The 16,542-nt window shown below is 49.7% G+C and carries 16 protein-coding genes, 2 tRNA genes and 2 pseudogenes; 15 read left to right on the top strand and 5 right to left on the bottom strand.

Going from position 1 to position 16,542, the window contains the following annotated elements; translation table 11 throughout:
- Positions 1-64 precede the first annotated feature (64 nt).
- Entirely contained in the window at positions 65-733 is a 669-nt protein-coding gene (locus EH206_RS08100) for a tellurite resistance TerB family protein (RefSeq protein ID WP_009112293.1), read from the bottom strand.
- A gap of 238 nt (positions 734-971) precedes the next feature.
- On the opposite strand from EH206_RS08100, the gene EH206_RS08095 reads away from it, so the two are divergent.
- Together EH206_RS08095 and EH206_RS08090 are read left to right on the top strand one after the other, a co-directional pair.
- A complete protein-coding gene (locus EH206_RS08095; protein ID WP_009112292.1) occupies positions 972-1,610 on the top strand; it encodes an RpiB/LacA/LacB family sugar-phosphate isomerase in 639 nt (212 codons plus the stop codon).
- Positions 1,611-1,840: 230 nt separating this feature from the next.
- Positions 1,841-1,930: transfer RNA gene (locus EH206_RS08090), tRNA-Ser, on the top strand.
- A gap of 348 nt (positions 1,931-2,278) precedes the next feature.
- On the opposite strand, the gene yejK is transcribed toward EH206_RS08090, so the two are convergent.
- Complete coding sequence (gene yejK, locus EH206_RS08085; protein ID WP_009112291.1) at positions 2,279-3,289, bottom strand: nucleoid-associated protein YejK; 1,011 nt, start codon at positions 3,287-3,289, stop codon at positions 2,279-2,281.
- Positions 3,290-3,474: 185 nt separating this feature from the next.
- Between yejK and EH206_RS08080 the strand changes: the two genes are divergently transcribed.
- The 8 genes and pseudogenes from EH206_RS08080 (at position 3,475) to EH206_RS08045 (ending at position 8,992) form a co-directional block, all read left to right on the top strand.
- The gene (locus tag EH206_RS08080; RefSeq protein WP_009112290.1) at positions 3,475-3,705 is read left to right on the top strand and encodes a YejL family protein; all 231 of its coding nucleotides are present in this window, start codon (positions 3,475-3,477) and stop codon (positions 3,703-3,705) included.
- A gap of 14 nt (positions 3,706-3,719) precedes the next feature.
- Positions 3,720-5,483 (top strand): LPS biosynthesis-modulating metalloenzyme YejM, encoded by a 1,764-nt coding sequence (yejM, locus tag EH206_RS08075; RefSeq protein ID WP_009112289.1) that lies wholly within the window; start codon positions 3,720-3,722, stop codon positions 5,481-5,483.
- 78 nt (positions 5,484-5,561) lie between these two features.
- Positions 5,562-5,638, top strand: a tRNA-Pro gene (locus EH206_RS08070).
- Between the two features lie 107 nt (positions 5,639-5,745).
- Positions 5,746-5,933 (top strand): annotated as a pseudogene (locus EH206_RS23370) (phage integrase central domain-containing protein); the annotation flags it as partial.
- A 192-nt stretch (positions 5,934-6,125) separates the two neighbouring features.
- The gene (relB, locus tag EH206_RS08060; protein WP_009112288.1) at positions 6,126-6,371 is read left to right on the top strand and encodes a type II toxin-antitoxin system RelB family antitoxin; all 246 of its coding nucleotides are present in this window, start codon (positions 6,126-6,128) and stop codon (positions 6,369-6,371) included.
- A complete protein-coding gene (locus tag EH206_RS08055; RefSeq protein ID WP_009112287.1) occupies positions 6,361-6,645 on the top strand; it encodes a type II toxin-antitoxin system RelE/ParE family toxin in 285 nt (94 codons plus the stop codon). The genes relB and EH206_RS08055 overlap by 11 nt, the downstream gene beginning before the upstream one ends.
- A gap of 216 nt (positions 6,646-6,861) precedes the next feature.
- Positions 6,862-7,062: a hypothetical protein gene (locus tag EH206_RS23365; RefSeq protein WP_232216576.1), complete on the top strand. Its 201-nt coding sequence runs from the start codon at positions 6,862-6,864 to the stop codon at positions 7,060-7,062.
- A gap of 526 nt (positions 7,063-7,588) precedes the next feature.
- Entirely contained in the window at positions 7,589-8,992 is a 1,404-nt protein-coding gene (locus tag EH206_RS08045) for an EmmdR/YeeO family multidrug/toxin efflux MATE transporter (protein WP_009112286.1), read from the top strand.
- 167 nt (positions 8,993-9,159) lie between these two features.
- Here the strand turns inward: EH206_RS08045 and EH206_RS08040 are convergent.
- Both EH206_RS08040 and ompX read right to left on the bottom strand, forming a co-directional pair.
- A pseudogene (locus EH206_RS08040) lies at positions 9,160-9,429 on the bottom strand (MFS transporter); the annotation flags it as partial.
- Positions 9,430-9,624: 195 nt separating this feature from the next.
- On the bottom strand, positions 9,625-10,143 hold the full coding sequence (gene ompX / locus EH206_RS08035; protein WP_009112284.1) for an outer membrane protein OmpX: 519 nt from the start codon (positions 10,141-10,143) through the stop codon (positions 9,625-9,627).
- 396 nt (positions 10,144-10,539) lie between these two features.
- On the opposite strand from ompX, the gene rhtA reads away from it, so the two are divergent.
- Positions 10,540-11,436, top strand: a complete 897-nt coding sequence (gene rhtA, locus EH206_RS08030) for a threonine/homoserine exporter RhtA (RefSeq protein WP_009112283.1) — start codon at positions 10,540-10,542, stop codon at positions 11,434-11,436.
- On the opposite strand, the gene EH206_RS08025 is transcribed toward rhtA, so the two are convergent.
- Entirely contained in the window at positions 11,431-11,979 is a 549-nt protein-coding gene (locus tag EH206_RS08025; protein WP_009112282.1) for a shikimate kinase, read from the bottom strand. The genes rhtA and EH206_RS08025 overlap by 6 nt on opposite strands.
- Before the next feature lie 294 nt (positions 11,980-12,273).
- On the opposite strand from EH206_RS08025, the gene dps reads away from it, so the two are divergent.
- From dps to EH206_RS08005, 4 genes are all read left to right on the top strand, one after another.
- Positions 12,274-12,777, top strand: a complete 504-nt coding sequence (gene dps / locus EH206_RS08020; RefSeq protein WP_009112281.1) for a DNA starvation/stationary phase protection protein Dps — start codon at positions 12,274-12,276, stop codon at positions 12,775-12,777.
- A gap of 404 nt (positions 12,778-13,181) precedes the next feature.
- Positions 13,182-15,173, top strand: a complete 1,992-nt coding sequence (locus tag EH206_RS08015; protein ID WP_009112280.1) for a helix-turn-helix domain-containing protein — start codon at positions 13,182-13,184, stop codon at positions 15,171-15,173.
- Positions 15,170-15,874, top strand: coding sequence for an AzlC family ABC transporter permease (locus tag EH206_RS08010; RefSeq protein ID WP_040343052.1), 705 nt, complete (start codon positions 15,170-15,172; stop codon positions 15,872-15,874). The genes EH206_RS08015 and EH206_RS08010 overlap by 4 nt, the downstream gene beginning before the upstream one ends.
- Positions 15,858-16,220 (top strand): AzlD domain-containing protein, encoded by a 363-nt coding sequence (locus EH206_RS08005; RefSeq protein ID WP_009112278.1) that lies wholly within the window; start codon positions 15,858-15,860, stop codon positions 16,218-16,220. The genes EH206_RS08010 and EH206_RS08005 overlap by 17 nt, the downstream gene beginning before the upstream one ends.
- The last annotated feature ends 322 nt before the right edge of the window (positions 16,221-16,542 follow it).

Below are 16,542 nucleotides of genomic sequence, written 5' to 3'. Positions count from 1 at the left end.
TGCGCGGGCGAAAAGCCATCTGGCCGTTCGCCCGCGATAACCGAGGCCGCGTTCCGACCTATTATTACTGGCCCGCCTGTTGCTGATTATTCATTTCATTGGCGATCGACTGACGGACATCCTGAGGGATCTTAAGCGACGCGGCCAAGGCGTCCAGATAGCTTTTCTCCATAAAATGGTCGACATCGATCACCGCACAGCTCAGAAAATAGACTTCCAGCGCTTCTTCCTCATTCTTGACATCTCTGGCTAACAACTCCGGATCGAGCGGCTGCGCTATTGCCTCCTGCACCCACCGCTGAGCTTCGCTGCCCAATTGTAATTGGCGGATATTTTCATCAATCCGCTGTTTTTCCGCGTCATCGATATGACCGTCGCTCTTGGCCGCAAACACCAAGGCCTGAATCAAACGCCGCGCACGTATATTGTCCGGTGATGACTGCACGCCAAATTGCGGATCGTCCTGATGCGTATCCCGAACCCGCTTTTTATACTGATCCCATAGCACAACGCCGGCCGCGGCGCTGCCCCCGATAATCAATGCGTTCTTACCCAGGGATCCCATTATTTTCCGGGCCGATTTATTCGATAGCAACACACCGGCCAGTCCCCCTAGTGCGGCAGGTTTCAGCATATCGCCCAGATTACCATTCCTGCCGCTCTGATGATGATTACCCTGCTTCGAGCAGCCGGAGCTTAATAGCCCCTGAATCTGTTGTATCCAATTATTCATTTTTCCACCTCAAGGAAATCGCGTTACAGACATTCACACCGCAATGCCATAGTAAAACCTGGCAGACGTTTTTTTGTCAGGTTATGTATATCAATGAAAAGTATAGGACCCTTTTATCACCGCCCGCATTCTTTGCTGCGATGGTTTGCGCTTTATTTTTGAAACGGTATACTGAATCCAATAAATTGAAATGTGGTTTTAAAAAAATGTAGTTGTCTGTCACAAAAAAGGAACGAACATGAAAATTGCTCTGATTAATGAGAACAGCCAGGCTGCCAAGAATGAACTGATTGCCGCTACCTTGACCAAGGTTGTCGAGCCGCTGGGGCACACTGTTTTCAACTACGGTCAATATTCTGCCGAAGATGCCGCACCGCTGACCTATGTGCAGAACGGTATTCTGGCCGCGATTCTACTCAACTCCGGCGCCGCTGATTACGTGGTAACCGGCTGCGGCACCGGCGCTGGCGCAATGCTGGCCTGTAACTCTTTTCCTGGCGTGATCTGCGGTCTGGTGGTTGATCCTTCCGATGGCTATATGTTTGCTCAGATCAACGACGGTAACGCCATCTCCCTGCCCTTCGCCAAAGGTTTTGGCTGGGGCGCGGAGCTGAACCTGCAATATATCTTCGAAAAACTGTTCGAATGTGAAGGCGGTCAGGGTTATCCGCGCGACCGCGTTATTCCGGAACAGCGCAACAAGAAGATTCTGGATGCGGTCAAGGCCGTTGCCTACAAAGATCTGATCACCATTCTGCGGGGGATCGATCAGGATCTGCTTAAAGGCGCCATCAGCGGTCCAAAATTCCAGGAATACTTCTTCGCCAACAGCAAAGACGAAGCGCTAAGCGGTTACATTAAGGGGCTGCTGGCTTAGCAGTCCCCAAAGTCAACGGTACAAGACCACAGCTGATTTGCGCTGTGGTTTTTTTCGGCCATGGTTTATGTTTTACGCAACTAAATGCATAAATATCCCTTATGCCGGGCCGACTTCCTCCACCAGCGTTCAATGCTTGACCAGATGAGCTAAAACCAGCAAATACTGCTTGACCGAAATAGGGCGACTGCCTATAGTAGCGCCCCGTTGCCACCTGAACGGCAACCCCCGGTGAGGTGTCCGAGAGGCTGAAGGAGCACGCCTGGAAAGTGTGTATACGTGAAAACGTATCGAGGGTTCGAATCCCTCCCTCACCGCCATATAAAAGAAAACGCCCCTGACGCAAGTCAGGGGCGTTTTCTTTTATCCGTTGACGGGACTGACGAGAAGCCTCGCAGGGTTCGACAAAACGGCAGGACTGCCGTTTGGGACCGCCAACGGCGGCCCGCAGGGCGAGTGCCATGGAAGGCGCGAGTCAATCCCGCCACCACAAGTAAGGGCGTTTTCTTTTATCCGTTGATGGGACTGACGAGAAGCCTCGCCAGGGTTCGACAAAACGGCAGGACTGCCGTTTGGGACCGCCAACGGCGGCCCGCCGGGCGAGCACCACGGAGGGCGCGAGTCAATCCAGCCGCCGCCAGCTTTTTATCCAGTGGCGACCCGCAAGATTACTGATTGCCGCCGGTTAAACGACGCTGCAACTGGTCGCGCAGATTCGGCGGCGTGCCTTTGATGGTCAACGTATCCGTTGCCGGATCCCAGAAAATACGCTCGCCCAGCAACAATGCATCGAAATTCAAACTGATGCCGCCGCCGCTGCCGGAAAATTTCGTCAGTTGCCGCAGCGTACTGCGATCGGCGGGGAAACTCTCTTCCAGTTCATATCCCTGCTCGGTTGAGAATTGCTGGAACGTTTTTTCACCCAGCGGCGCCAACTCCTGCGATAGCGCCTGCAACTGAATTTCCTCACCCGACTGCAACTGCTCGTTGCAATAGCTGTACACCTGCTGACGGTAGTTCTGACGCTCATTTTTATCCAACTGGGCATCGGCGCAGTACTCATCCACCGCTTTCAGCAGGCCGCGGTTTTGCGCTTTAGTGTCCAGCCCTTCCGCCGCCGCCAGAAAATCCATGAAAAAGTCAGAGACTTTCCGCCCTACCCGCCCTTTTAAAAAGGTCAGGTAACGCGTTGACTCCGGGTTGGTTTCCCATTCGGTCAAATCGATACGCGCGACAATATCCGCATGATTGATATCCAGATAATGCGTACTGCTGATATCAAGCTGCTCATTGACCCGCATGCTGTTGCAGCTATTGAGAACGGCGATCAGCAAATATTCAACGGCCAGATAACGATACTGGCAAAACAGCACAATGCCGCCCTCGGCAAAGGGATATTTGGCCAGTTCATCGCGCAGGCGCCCGGTAGCCGCCCGCGTAAAGCTCAGAAAGTCCTCATCCCCTTTACGGCAGGCCCGGAGTGCGTCCGCCAGTTCACTTTGCTCATTAAACAAGCCGTATGATTTATTCTTGGCGCTATAGACACGATGCAATTCAGCCATCATCTCTTCAACTGTCGCATTAGTCGACAACAATGAATCGCGCAACACCATTTCCAGCGTTTGCTCGTCGCGTTTGATTAGCTGATGCAGGGCAATCTGGCCGATATCCAGACTCATGATAAACTCTCCTTTTGGCAAGGAGCGTATTCAAACACCGAAGCGAGGTGGCTGCAACCGAAAAGCCTCGCTTAACCTGTTGCATATACGCATGAGGCGTATACCCTAAAAATGATAAAAGTGCGGAAAAGGATGAGCCTATACGGTAAGATATCCGACTCTAACAGTCGGAGAAACGCCATTTTATGCCACAATCATCCCGTTACAGTGACGAACACGTTGAACAACTGCTCTCCGAGCTGGTCAATGTTCTGGAAAAGCACCATGCGCCAACCGATCTTGCTTTAATGGTGCTGGGTAATATGGTGACCAACCTGATTAATACCAGCGTTGCCCCGGCTCAACGTCAGGTTCTGGCCGCTTCTTTCGCCGAAGCATTACAGGCTTCGATTAAAAAAGCAGATAAAGCTCACTAAGTTTTGACCAACTTATGGTAACCAACCGTCAGCGCTACCGTGAAAAAGTTTCCCAGATGATAAGTTGGGGACACTGGTTCGCATTGTTTAATATTTTGCTCAGTTTGGGGCTGGGTAGCCGCTACCTGTTTGTTGTCGATTGGCCTTCCTCGCTGTTTGGCCGCATTTATGCGTTGGTAAGCTGGCTCGGGCATTTCAGCTTTATCGGGTTTGCCGCCTATCTGCTGATTGTTTTCCCGCTGACGTTTATCGTCATGTCGCAGCGTCTGCTACGCTTTCTTTCCGCTGCGCTGGCGACGGCGGGGCTGACGCTGCTGTTGGTTGATATTGAAGTTTTCACGCGCTTTCACCTTCATCTCAACACCACCGTCTGGGAGTTGGTGGTCAACCCGGATCAAAGCGAGCTTGCTCGCGACTGGCAACTGATGTTTATCGGTATCCCGCTTATTTTCATGGTGGAAATGCTGTTCGGCACCTGGTGCTGGCAAAAGCTGCGCAGCCTGAATCGCCGCAGCTTCGGCAAACCCCTTGCGGGCGTTTTTATCTCGGCGTTTATCGCGTCGCACCTGATGTACATCTGGGCGGACGCCAATTTCTATCGTCCGATTACCATGCAGCGCGCCAACCTGCCTCTGTCCTACCCCATGACGGCGCGCCGTTTTCTGGAAAAACACGGCCTGCTTGACGCGCAGGAATATCAGCGCCGTGTGGCGCAGCAAGGCAACCCTGAAGCGATGACGGTGGAATACCCGCTGAACGATATCGTCTTCCGTGATAACGGCAGCGGATATAACCTGCTGATGATTGTGATAGACGATGCCGAAACCGACGCCATTCAGCACGGCATGCCGGGCCTGACGCGCTTTGCCGAGCAGAATATCCGCTTTAGCGATCATTACGACTCGGGTACCCAGCCGAATGCCGGGCTATTTAACCTGTTCTACGGGATCTCGACGACGTACATGGACGGTATTCTGAGCGCCCGTAAGCCTTCCGCGCTGATGACCGCGTTAAGCCAGCAGGGTTATCAGTTTGGTCTGTTCTCCACCAATGGCTTTGATAATCCGCTTTACCGCCAGGCGCTGCTGTCCGACTTCTCTCTGCCAGCGCCGCAAAAACAGAGCGACGAAACCATTACCGAGCAATGGCGGCAATGGCTGAACCGCGATAGCAACACCGCGCCATGGTTCTCTTATATCGAGCTGGGCACTGCCTCACAGGACGGGGAAAGCGGAAAGCTTTCCGCGACGGAACAATCCCGGCGCACTACCGCGAACCGTCAGAATACCGATCAACAGATCGACCGGATTATTAGTACATTACAGGAAAAGGATGTGCTGGATAAAACCGTGGTTATTATTACCTCCAGGCAAAAAAATCTCGGCGAACAAGATAGGGCAAAGATTTTCCAGCGCGCGCAATGGCAAATTCCGCTTATCGTCCACTGGCCGGGAACGCCGGCACAGACGATTAGCAAAATGACGGATAACAAAGACGTCATGACTACCCTGATGCAACGATTGCTGCACGTTAAAAACGCCGCGGACGACTATTCCCAGGGAGAAGATCTGTTTTCTGCTCAGCGCAGTAATAACTGGCTGGCGAATGGCAATAGCGGCGATTTAACCATTACCACGCCGGAGCAAATCATTATGCTGGAAAGTAACGGCAGCTATCGCGCCTACGATCGGGAAGGACGTAAGCTGAATGATGAAAAACCCCAGCTTGCCCTGCTTTTACAGGTGCTAACCAATGAAAGACGCTTTATTGCCAACTAACTGCTTAAAACTAAAGCAGTCATTCTGTCTGGCTCTTGCAATCGGAACAGGAAACGGTAGTATAAGCACCCACAGCATCGGCACGTAGCGCAGCCTGGTAGCGCACCGTCATGGGGTGTCGGGGGTCGGAGGTTCAAATCCTCTCGTGCCGACCAAATACATATTCCGTTAGTATCCTTTACTACCGGAAACCCCACAGAAACCCGCATTCTCTCTGAGTTTGCGGGTTTTTTGTTGCCTGTTATCTAGCGGTTTGCTTCGTTTTCAGAAGGTTGCCGCTGACTGGTACGAGGTGAAAAAATCCCAACCGTTGGCCGGGAATACCATTAATGATATCTCGCGTTCGCTGGAAAAATACATGTTCCCGTTCATCGGAATCATGCCAATCACACCCAACTCACCGCCTACCACTTCATCAACGCGCTGGAACCGATACCGGTAAACAGGAAACCGTCAAAGGAGTTAGTCTGCGTATGTTGTATAACCGCAGAATAAATCTTATCTCGTTTCTGAACGTCACAACCTACTAGAAAACAAATAAATTCTCATGCAAAGGACTAGATACCATCTAGAGGTAGCTTGCCTCATCAAGTCCAACTAACTACAATGTATACAAAATAAACAATATAGTGAGGCAGTAATATGGGTGTCATGTCCGTTCGATTGAATGATGAAACAACCGCGCAGCTTGATGCACTGGCTAAAGCCACAGGACGTACCCGCTCTTTTCTGGCTGGACAGGCCATTGAAGACTATCTTGCGCGGGAAGCCTGGCAGATTTCGGAGATCGAGCAAGCCATAAGAGAAGCCGATGCGGGTGATTTTGTCTCGTCAGATGAGATGAACAACCTATTTAAAAAATTAGGTACGGCAAGACATGGAAATTAAATGGCTGCGTAAAGCTGCGGCCAATTTGGAAACCGAGTACCTCTATATCGAGCAAGACGATCCACTGGCTGCCAGCCAGTTCGTAGATGAAGTCCAACGGTTAACGGAATTACTACCACAACAGCCAGCAATGGGGAGACCTGGCCGTGTTCCGGGAACGCGTGAGCTGGTGTTAACGCACTATCCCTACATCATCCCTTACCGCGTAAAAGATAATATGATCCAGATTATGCGCGTCTTTCATACGCACAGGCGTTTACCCGCGAAATGGTGAACAACTGCCTTTCTGAATTTTGACGAACACACATCCACCAACTAACCGCCACACAGCCATGAAAAATGATAAAAAACATAGCCAACAATCAAGATCATCCAGTTGGGGTGGGAAACGTGCCGGTGCAGGCGCTCCCGTTGGTAACACCAATGCAGTAAAACATGGAAAACGCAGCCGCCGGCATTCTTTCCTTTGGCGGGAGATAATGGGCGATTCATGCCGTTGCAATTGCTACGTGTAAGAAACCTACTCCTTGCCGAATGTGTCGGCGAGTTGATGCACAAATCTCTTTCTTTGGGTACAGCCGAGTGGCGTGAGTTTATATTGCTCGATGGAATTTTATGGCAACACACCCGAAAAATGATGGCATTGGAGCGTCGTCAAGCAAAGTTAAATTCAGAACACAGCCAGCGCTAAAAATCAGCGTATAAAACGGCGAGATATAGCCATTTTTCAAACTGACTTTTCTCTATGGGACTATAATTGGGACTACCATAGAAAAACATCAAACAAAAAATACATATAAATCAAAAAATTGAAATTAAAATTCAATTTCTCTCGTGAAATCAGCACGGTTAGTGCAATTCAGACAGGACTATTGGTCGAATGCCCAATTTCATCGGCGATGACCAAATCTGACTGGAGCATCGATCCGGCTACTGATACTCTGTTGCATAAATATCGAACTTTTCAAAAAATTGATGGTGTGTACTCGACAACGTCATCCGTATTTGATCGCCAGTAGATGACTCACTTAATGCGGATTAGACCGTAAGACCAATGCACACTACGCTGCTTTAGCTTGCGGGCTGCCTATTGGCCGCCTTTTGCCGCACGGACAACCCATTTGCATCGATAACACCATTTGCTGAATGGCGGGCGTACTACGCAGCCGTTATTAACGTTCGGCGAGGGAAATTCGGGATAAAACCAAGACCGTTTCATGAAAAAACTAACAGATACAAACTGGTATAAGAAACGATATTCAAACCGCGTGCTGTTCTGGCGAGAGATCTCGCCGCTTGCTTTTCCCATCTTTATCGAAGGCCTATGCGTGGTTCTGATGGGGGTATTCAGCACTTTTCTGGTGAGCTGGCTGGGCAAAGAAGCGATGGCGGCCGTCGGTCTGGCCGATAGCTTTAATATGCTGATTATTGCTTTTTTTACCGCTGTCGCGCTGGGTACCGCCGTCGTCGTGGCTTTCAGTCTGGGGCAACGCAACAGAAAGCAGGCCCGGGCCGCTTCGCGCCAATCCATCTCCCTGCTCGTTTTAGTGTCGTTCCTGCTGGTGGTTTTGGTCGAGTTTTCCGGCGCGGTAGTTATCGATCTGATTGCCGCTCAGGCCAATGACAATGTCAAAAGCCTGGCCCTGACCTTCCTACGCTGGACTGTGTGGGGCTATCCTGCCCTGGCCATTACGCTGGTAGGGTGCGGAGCTCTGCGCGGGGCGGGTAATACCAAATTGCCGATGGTTATTAATATCGGGATGAATATCCTCAATATTGTCATTAGCAGCCTGTTGATTTATGGCTTTTCTGGCTGGGATGGACTCGGTTTTATCGGCGCCGGCATCGGGATTACCCTCGCCCGTTATATCGGTGCGTTGTTCGTTATCCTGACGCTGATGCACGGTTTTAAGGGCGCGCTCAGAATACCATTCAAATCCTACTTCGCCCCCTTTACCGCCGCTATTTTGTATGAGGTGCTCAGTATCGGCATTCCCGCCAGTATTGAATCCGTGATGTTCAACGTCGGTAAACTGATAACCCAGCGTTTTGTCGCCGGAATGGGCACCGAAGTCATTGCCGGGAACTTTATCGCCTTTTCAATTGTGGGATTGATTAACCTTCCCGGTAATTCGCTGGGCTCCGCCGCCACCATTATTGTGGGTACGCGGTTAGGCAAAGGGCAAATAATGCAATCCACCCGGCAGTTGAACTATATTTTCTGGCTTTCGAATATCGGTTCGTGCCTCCTGGCGCTATTTTCCATCCCCAGCGCCGGATTTCTGGCATCGTTCTACACCGATGAACCGGAAGTTATTGGCGTGGTTAAACACCTTATTTGGCTCAATGCGCTATTTACGCCGATCTGGGCGGCATCATGGGTGCTGCCGGCCGGATTGAAAGGAGCAAAAGACGCCAGCTATAGCATGTGGGTGGCCATGGCCGGAATGTGGGGATGCCGGGTTATCGCCGGCTATATTCTTGGCGTTATTCTCGGGTTTGGGGTGATTGGCGTGTGGATGGGCATGTGTTTCGACTGGGTTGTACGCGGCGTGCTTTTTTACCGCCGGATGGCGAGCGGACGCTGGCTGTGGCGCTACCGTCCTCAAGAGACGCCATGACGATAAGCGCATTTCGCCGCTTATCGGCATCGGCCGGCGGCGTCCGTCCGTTATTTCTCTTTGCGCGGAGATATCTCCCGCTCAGGCATAGCGCCGTTTTAACGGCGCGAAGCGGGTGGCGATAATCATTAATACCACCACGCCCACCGTCATAATCAACCAGGCCTGCTGCGCGCCATGGCGATGATCATAATCCCCAGGGCGATACCACGATATTCCCCCAGACACGACTGTAGCCTACCGCCATACAACGCGCACCATCCCATGGCAAATACCGGCAACGTGGTCAGTAGCCCAGCCATGGCGTCGCTTAATCCTGCGGCGACCTGGATCTGAGTCAGCAACGGCCCGATTCCCGCCAGCACCGGCCGCAGATTTAGCCCCAGCAAGATAGCGGTAATAAATATGCGGGTCCGGCGCGGTGATGCCACAACCATATAAAAACCTCAGCAACTTGTTCCAGGTTTTGGATTACATCCGGGTGACGGCGTCAAAGCAAATCCGCCGATCGGCGCGGCACACTACATCGATCGCGCTGACAAAACCAGTAAAAAAAAATCCGCCCCTAAAGGCGGATTTTGCAGACACACTCTTAACAACCAAACTTGAGGGCTAATGCCTGAAGCTCTGGATTAGAAACGATAACCTACGCCAACAGCCCAGATACCGACGTCAACACTGCGGATACGGCTCTGCTCGTAACCCACATCCAGCGCAACGTCCTGAATCGGGTTGAACTGCAGACCTGCGCCATAGGTGAAGCCATAATCGTCATTCTTGTTGGTATCAGAACCGTTGCTGCCGTTATAGGTATATTTACCGTGGCCTAAACCGATAACGCCGTAAATGCTTGCCCAGTCATTCAGACGATAAGCAGGACCGGCGGTAATACCGATATATTGGCCTTTGTTATAATATCTATCAGCATCACTGCTGCTATCTTCCAGATAGGTGAAAGAACCAATGGCACCCAGCGGGCTATTATCCCACTCGTAACGGTATTTCAGGTTAAAACCTTTTGCCTTGTTGACTACGCCCTGAGCATCACCCTGAGCATAACCTGCCGATACGGTACTTTGACCAGCCACTGCAGAACCTGCGCTAACGGCTAATACACAAGCCAGAGCTGAAAGACACGCGATTTTTTTCATATATACAGCCTCGAATTCATCTTATTGAAAGAACACCTAACGCTGTAAATATAACAAAAAAAGAGTGAACTTGCCGCCTGATAAATATTTTTCAATCATAACTTAGATGTAACAAATATTTTCAAATAGCCCTAGCACACTAATTATAAAAGCTTTTCTTAGTTGACAGTAAGAATAAAAAATAATTCAAAACAGGTCGACAAAACAGAACATTCTTAGCTTTACGTTCAATTTATGCGCAAAGAGATTTCACAAAAAACAAATCGACTAAATATAGCGTAAATAAAGGTCAATAAAAGTAAGCATAAGCGGGACAAATCCTTTACAATTGGTCAGTCTGGCGGCACCGGGTTTTGATAACGGCCGTTCTTTCTACATTTTATCAAGGCCGTAAAAATGACCTTACCTTCTTCTCCCCGTCTATCAGCATTGCTTCCCGTTTTGCTCATTATTGTGTCGATGGTATCGGTACAAAGCGGTGCGGCATTGGCCAAGAGCGTGTTTCCGCTGATTGGCGCCTCCGGGGTAACCGCACTACGCTTGGGCATCGGCGCGGCAATCCTGTGTCTTATTTTTAAACCGTGGCGTATGCGTTTTGGCAGCAACCGCTTACCGCTGTTAATTTACGGAATTACCCTGGGAGGCATGAATTTCTTATTTTACCTCTCACTGCGCACCGTCCCGCTGGGTATTGCCGTCGCCCTGGAATTCACCGGCCCGCTTGCTGTCGCCATGTTATCATCACGCAGGGTGATTGATTTTTTATGGGTTATTCTGGCTGTTCTGGGATTATGGTTCTTATTGCCGCTCGGACATAATATCGGCAATGTCGATATGCCGGGTGCGCTCTGTGCCATTGGCGCGGGCGCCTGCTGGGCGCTATATATTCTTTTCGGACAGAAAGCGGGCTCTATTCACGGCCCCGGCACCGTTGCCGTCGGCTCTTTCATTGCGGCAACGGTATTTTGCCCCATCGGCGTGATATATTCTGATACGTCGTTATTTTCATCCGCCATATTACCAGTGGGTATTGCCGTGGCTATTCTTTCCACCGTACTGCCCTATTCTCTTGAGATAGTCGCGTTAACTCGCCTGCCGGCCAGGACATTTAGTACCCTGATGAGTATGGAGCCGGCGATCGCCGCCGTTTCCGGCCTGTTATTTCTCAGCGAACATTTATCATTTACCCAATGGATGGCGCTCATTTTTATTATCATCGCCTCTATTGGCGCCATCCTGACCATTAAACCGACAGAACGCGCCGGCAAAAAACATAATCACTCCACGTTATAACGGCTGACATGCATGCTGCTCAAAGTGATGCAAAAATGCCTCGCTTTCCCGTGGAGAGCGTAATGATATAAAACGAATATGGCGGTAACGAGCGTCAGACAGATCCGCCAGATAGCGTTTACGATTCGCTGAATAGGTTTTTATCGTCCAGATGATAATTGAATCGCGACTGAAAAAACTGCGCATAAACGATTCCCGGTTTCCCGTTCCCGCCCATAACTCTTCTTTACGCCATGAACGCAGCCAGGCGCGGGAAATCGCCTGAAAAAGCGTACGGCTAAAGCCATAGTCCACCCAGACAACAACATCTACGTTACGCCATTTGATATCGCGAGTGCGGTTATAGTTGCCATCAAGCACCCAGCTTTGCGCCGTCAATGCCGTCTCAAGACGCGGGAAAAACTCGCTGTCCGGGCTTTCCCGCCAGTTTTCCCGCCAGAACAAGGCATCCATTTCGATGTAAGCAATCCCCAGCCGCTGCGCCAGGCCTCTGGCGATGGTCGATTTTCCGCTACCGCTGGTGCCTATCACGTTAATTTTCATTCCGGTCTCGTTGCCGCGCTATTTCAGTGGTTGTGATGGATAATGTAAATGACCACCTATCCGGTCATATCCTAAATAATTATCATTTACGTGAATATTGACATAAATAGATGCCGCGAGTAATTATAGCCAGAGCGCACCATCATAAAAGAGTCTGATAATAAAAAGTTATTTTTTATACACCATAGCTATTTATTCAATAGGTGATTCTTTTTAAAATTTTGGTTTATTGCTGCTATAATAGACCACGTTGAACAGTAAGATTACGAACAATTAAATAATGAGGAAAATATTATGCGTACCGCTAAACTGGTAAACCCCGCATCTTCCGATCTTATCTACACGCGTAATGATTTGGATGACGAAGTCAAGACCTCTACTATCAAGCTGTTAAGTCAACTGGTAGTGGACCTGATCGATCTTTCCCTGATCACCAAACAGGCACACTGGAACCTGCGCGGCGCTAATTTTATCGCCGTTCATGAAATGCTTGATGGCTTCCGTACCGCCATTACCGACCATCAGGATACCGTGGCGGAACGTATTGTTCAGCTAGGCGGCGTCGCGCTGGGCACGGTGCAGATCGTCAACGAAAAGACCGAGCTGAAAAGCTATCCGACGAATATCCACAACGTACAGGATCACCTTAAGGCGCTGGCGGAACGTTATGCCTTCGTCGCTAACGCGGTGCGTAAAGGCATCGGCCAAACCGAAGATGAAGATAGCGCCGATATCCTGACCGCCGCATCGCGCGATCTGGATAAATTCCTGTGGTTTATCGAATCCAATATCGAGTAAGTTTCGCTTTTAAGTCAAAAAATGGGCCGCGTATGCGGCCTTTTTTATGGCGGGCGTCCTCGTCCGCCATAAAAAAGGCCACCGCAATCGCTTCATGCTTTCGCCTCACTACTCAGGCTCATACCATGAGGCGAGAGGGTGAGGCGATATCGTGAAGTGAAAGCCGACGCAGGAGAAATAATTGTTTTGGATAAACCAGCAATCAACAGCAGGGATAGTTGGTTGGGGCTGCTGGGTCAAAAACAGATAAACATCCAGTAACAGCGCATTGTGAGTATCGGATTAGCGTCCGTCGCCCCTCATATCTCCTCTCTTTAGCGTTCTTTTTAAAGAACCACTTCTTGACGACAACAAAATTTGTTCGTTATATTGAATTAAATTGTTCTGTATAAGGAACTTCATTCATGGACACTTTCTCCACTCTAGCCAGTGAATTCCGTACTTCCGTTTCAGTTAACCTTACTAAAGTCAGGCAGACCAGAGGTATGACTTTGTCCGGCCTGGCGGAAGTTAGTGGTATAGGTAAAGCGACCTTATCAGGCATCGAAGCCGGTCGCGGCAACCCAACTATTGAAACTGTTTGGAAATTGGCCAGGGCATTAGATGTTCCATTTGGCGAACTTATTGACGCTGATAATGAGCAAACTGTTGATTCGGTTTCCGAAGGCGTCAGTGTTCGACTCATTAATCGACAAAATACACCGCGGGTGATAGAGACCTATATCATGGAGCTGGCACCACGCACTAAGCGTTATGCTGATAGTCATATGACAGGAGTGGAAGAAAGCGTAGTAGTGCTCAAAGGGCAGGTGCTGGTAGGGCAAAGTACTGCCCCGGTGTTCCGTTCGACTGGACAGAGCTATAGCTTCAAAGGTGATAGCCAGCACCTTTACCAAAGTTTAGGCGAACCCTGTTCGCTGATGGTTAGCGTGATTTACCCTGTTTTATCAGAGATAACTCTGGGCGCGTATGACGTACAACGCGACTGGCCTCAGACCGAAGAAGACTGGACCGGATTGAAGCAACAAGCCGACCGTATGGCTCTAGAGAGTCGCCAGGGAGTGAACGCGGTGCGTCTTAGTTTCAAACAGTTTCCTGTTGATAAACCATCTGCGTTTTCCCAATTGATGCAGAAGCTGGATGTGCCTGCGTTTTCTGGAGCATCAGGTTCACAGACATTTATTGTCGATGAGCAAGGGCTGATGCTGATTTATCTCTCTCGACAAGGTAAGCATACGTTATTACCGTTGCCTAAGCTTAACAATCCGATGCTGCGACAAGCTGTAGAACTTTGTAACCGTAGCTATTCGTTGTGGAACCCTCTGGATGAATCCGAGATAGCGATATTGCGTGAGCTTTCTCAGAGTAAATTGGCGTGTTTGTCTACTCTGGCTGCGGAATCTTTGACCCGTCATGGTCATCCTGCTGTACCATTGCGGGCGACACCCGCCTATGAACACAGTGAAATGGTAGAAAAAAGCACTGATGTAGTGCTATTTGAAGATCGGATCAATGTTGATTCCTATGCCGCTTACGAACTAGTGCGTCCAGCCTATGCTAAGCAGTCTGTAGCTATTGCTCTGCATCTGGAACAGGTTTTTCAAGGACAGGCTGGACATATTCTTGATGTCGGCACCGGTCCCGGCTCACCGCTCAAGATGGTGTTGGAACTGATGCCGCAATTGGAAGCCACAACAGTCGATCCGAGCGAAACAGCGTTTAATCATCTACAGAAACTTTTCAATGGATATGACAACGTTCACTCTCTGAAAGCCAGTATCACTGAACTGCCCGTGCCGGAGAATCCCTATTTGGCAGCAATTTCCGTTGGTGCTTCTCATCATCTTGATACATTCGATTTTCTGACGTCTGTTCGTCGTCAGCTCAAGCCGGATGGGATATTTATTGTCTCCGATGAAATGATCTGTCCGTTCGGTGATGCTCGGGGGCGCAAACTGGCATTGATTTCCCATCATTTACAGTACATCGCTGATACACTGGCTCCCGTTCCCGTTGATGAGCTGGTTTCGCCGGAAGAATCTTTGGTCCGAGTCATCCAGCATAATGTGCCGCTGGCTCTGTTTGAAGCTCGTACTGGCGATTTGGCGAGAGCCGAATATCGTTGCCGTAATTTGGTTGAATTACTGAAAAAATTGGTATTGCCTACTCAATCTGGTCATCCGTTACTTGCATTTTACCGATTACATTTTCTGGAATTAGAAGCATTAGTCGCTGGCCTGGATTATGAGGTTGAACAGAAAACCCACCCGCGCTGTTTTGCTGATTTAGCTTGTTCCGCTGGTTTTGACATCAGCTACCATCAACGGCTGTATGCCACCTGTGGTCGGGATGAATGGGAGGCGGGGACGCACTTGTTTGTTCTCCGAGCATTATGATGACTCAGGCCAAGGTGCGATGGGGGGCTATCAGAGCATCATTGCCGATTGTTACCGGCTATCTCCCCATTGCTTTTGCCTTCGGCATGGCTGGGGTTGTGAATGGATTACCGCCTTCTCTCCTCCTTGGCATGTCTGCATTTATTTTTGCTGGAGCCAGCCAGTTCGTACTGTTGGCAGCTATCCACTCTGGTGCTTCTTGGCTATTGGTACTGGGCCTATGCGCTTTAATGGATGCTAGGCATTTATTGTATGGCGCAGTACTGATCCCCAAATTGCCGGATGGTCTCCGGCGACAGTTGGTGACGGCTTTTACCCTGACTGATGAGGTGTTTGCCACCGCGTTGGTCAGAATGTCGGCAGTGGAAAAAAAACAGAGAAATCTTTGGCTAGGTTGGCTGGGCCTCAGCAGCTATTTGTCATGGTTGGTGGGTACTGCACTCGGCGCTTTTGCTGGTGTCAGACTCAGCCAGAGCGTACCTCTCTTGGCTGAAGCTATGCCATTTGCTTTGCCAGCACTGTTTATAGTACTGGTTCATGAAAGTTTTAATCGCTCATCTCAATTACCGATCGTTATTTCAGCGTTAGCCGCCTCTTTTTGCTATTTACAGGGGATGACGGCGCTGGCGTTATTGGCCGGTGCGGTATGTGGCTGTGGAGCAGTGCTCATAAGGAGTAAGTATCATGATGTTGTCGTCTGATTTGGCTTGGATTGCGGTAATCGGCATGGCGCTTATTACCTACCTTACCCGAGCCTTGCCTTTTGCGATCAGAAAAAAAATCAAGGCAAATACAGGTGAACGGGAGAATGGCCCAGCGGTACTAGCGGCGTTAGGTCCGTCATTATTAGCAGCAATCACTGTGGTGACCGTTATTCCCGGTTTACGGGACGCAATAGAGATCGGTATCTCATCGCAATTAAGTTACCTGGTCGGCGTGGTGACAACATTGTTAATACTAAGGTTGTCGAATAATTCAGGAGTGGCCGTTATATCTGGAGTGGGCGCGTACGCATGCATTTTTTACCTAACTTCAATGTTAAGGTGAAATAAATAAAAGATAATTTCATTTTGTAACTTTTATAGAGAGCAGCAATCCCTATCATTATTGTAAAAGTGTCGTACCATCCCCCGAGGCGGCGCTCAAAAAATTAGCACCCGCACTCAATAATCCGCCACGACGCCAAACAACGGTTGTATCCGCCGCACAAATTGGTTAATCATAACCACGCCTTGCATAACCGACATGGGCGATAAACCATGCCGTTGGCTCGGTCATTAAGCGAAAATAGCGGGTGGAACACAGCATTCTGTAAACAACCTTCTGTTCTAACAGGTTTTTTATTCCATAGTATTATTGATATATGACC

This window comes from Brenneria nigrifluens DSM 30175 = ATCC 13028 (genome assembly GCF_005484965.1).
GTDB classification, from domain to species: domain Bacteria; phylum Pseudomonadota; class Gammaproteobacteria; order Enterobacterales; family Enterobacteriaceae; genus Brenneria; species Brenneria nigrifluens.
Note: the sequence above shows the minus strand (reverse complement) of the source record. Positions and strands in the feature narration are given on the sequence as shown.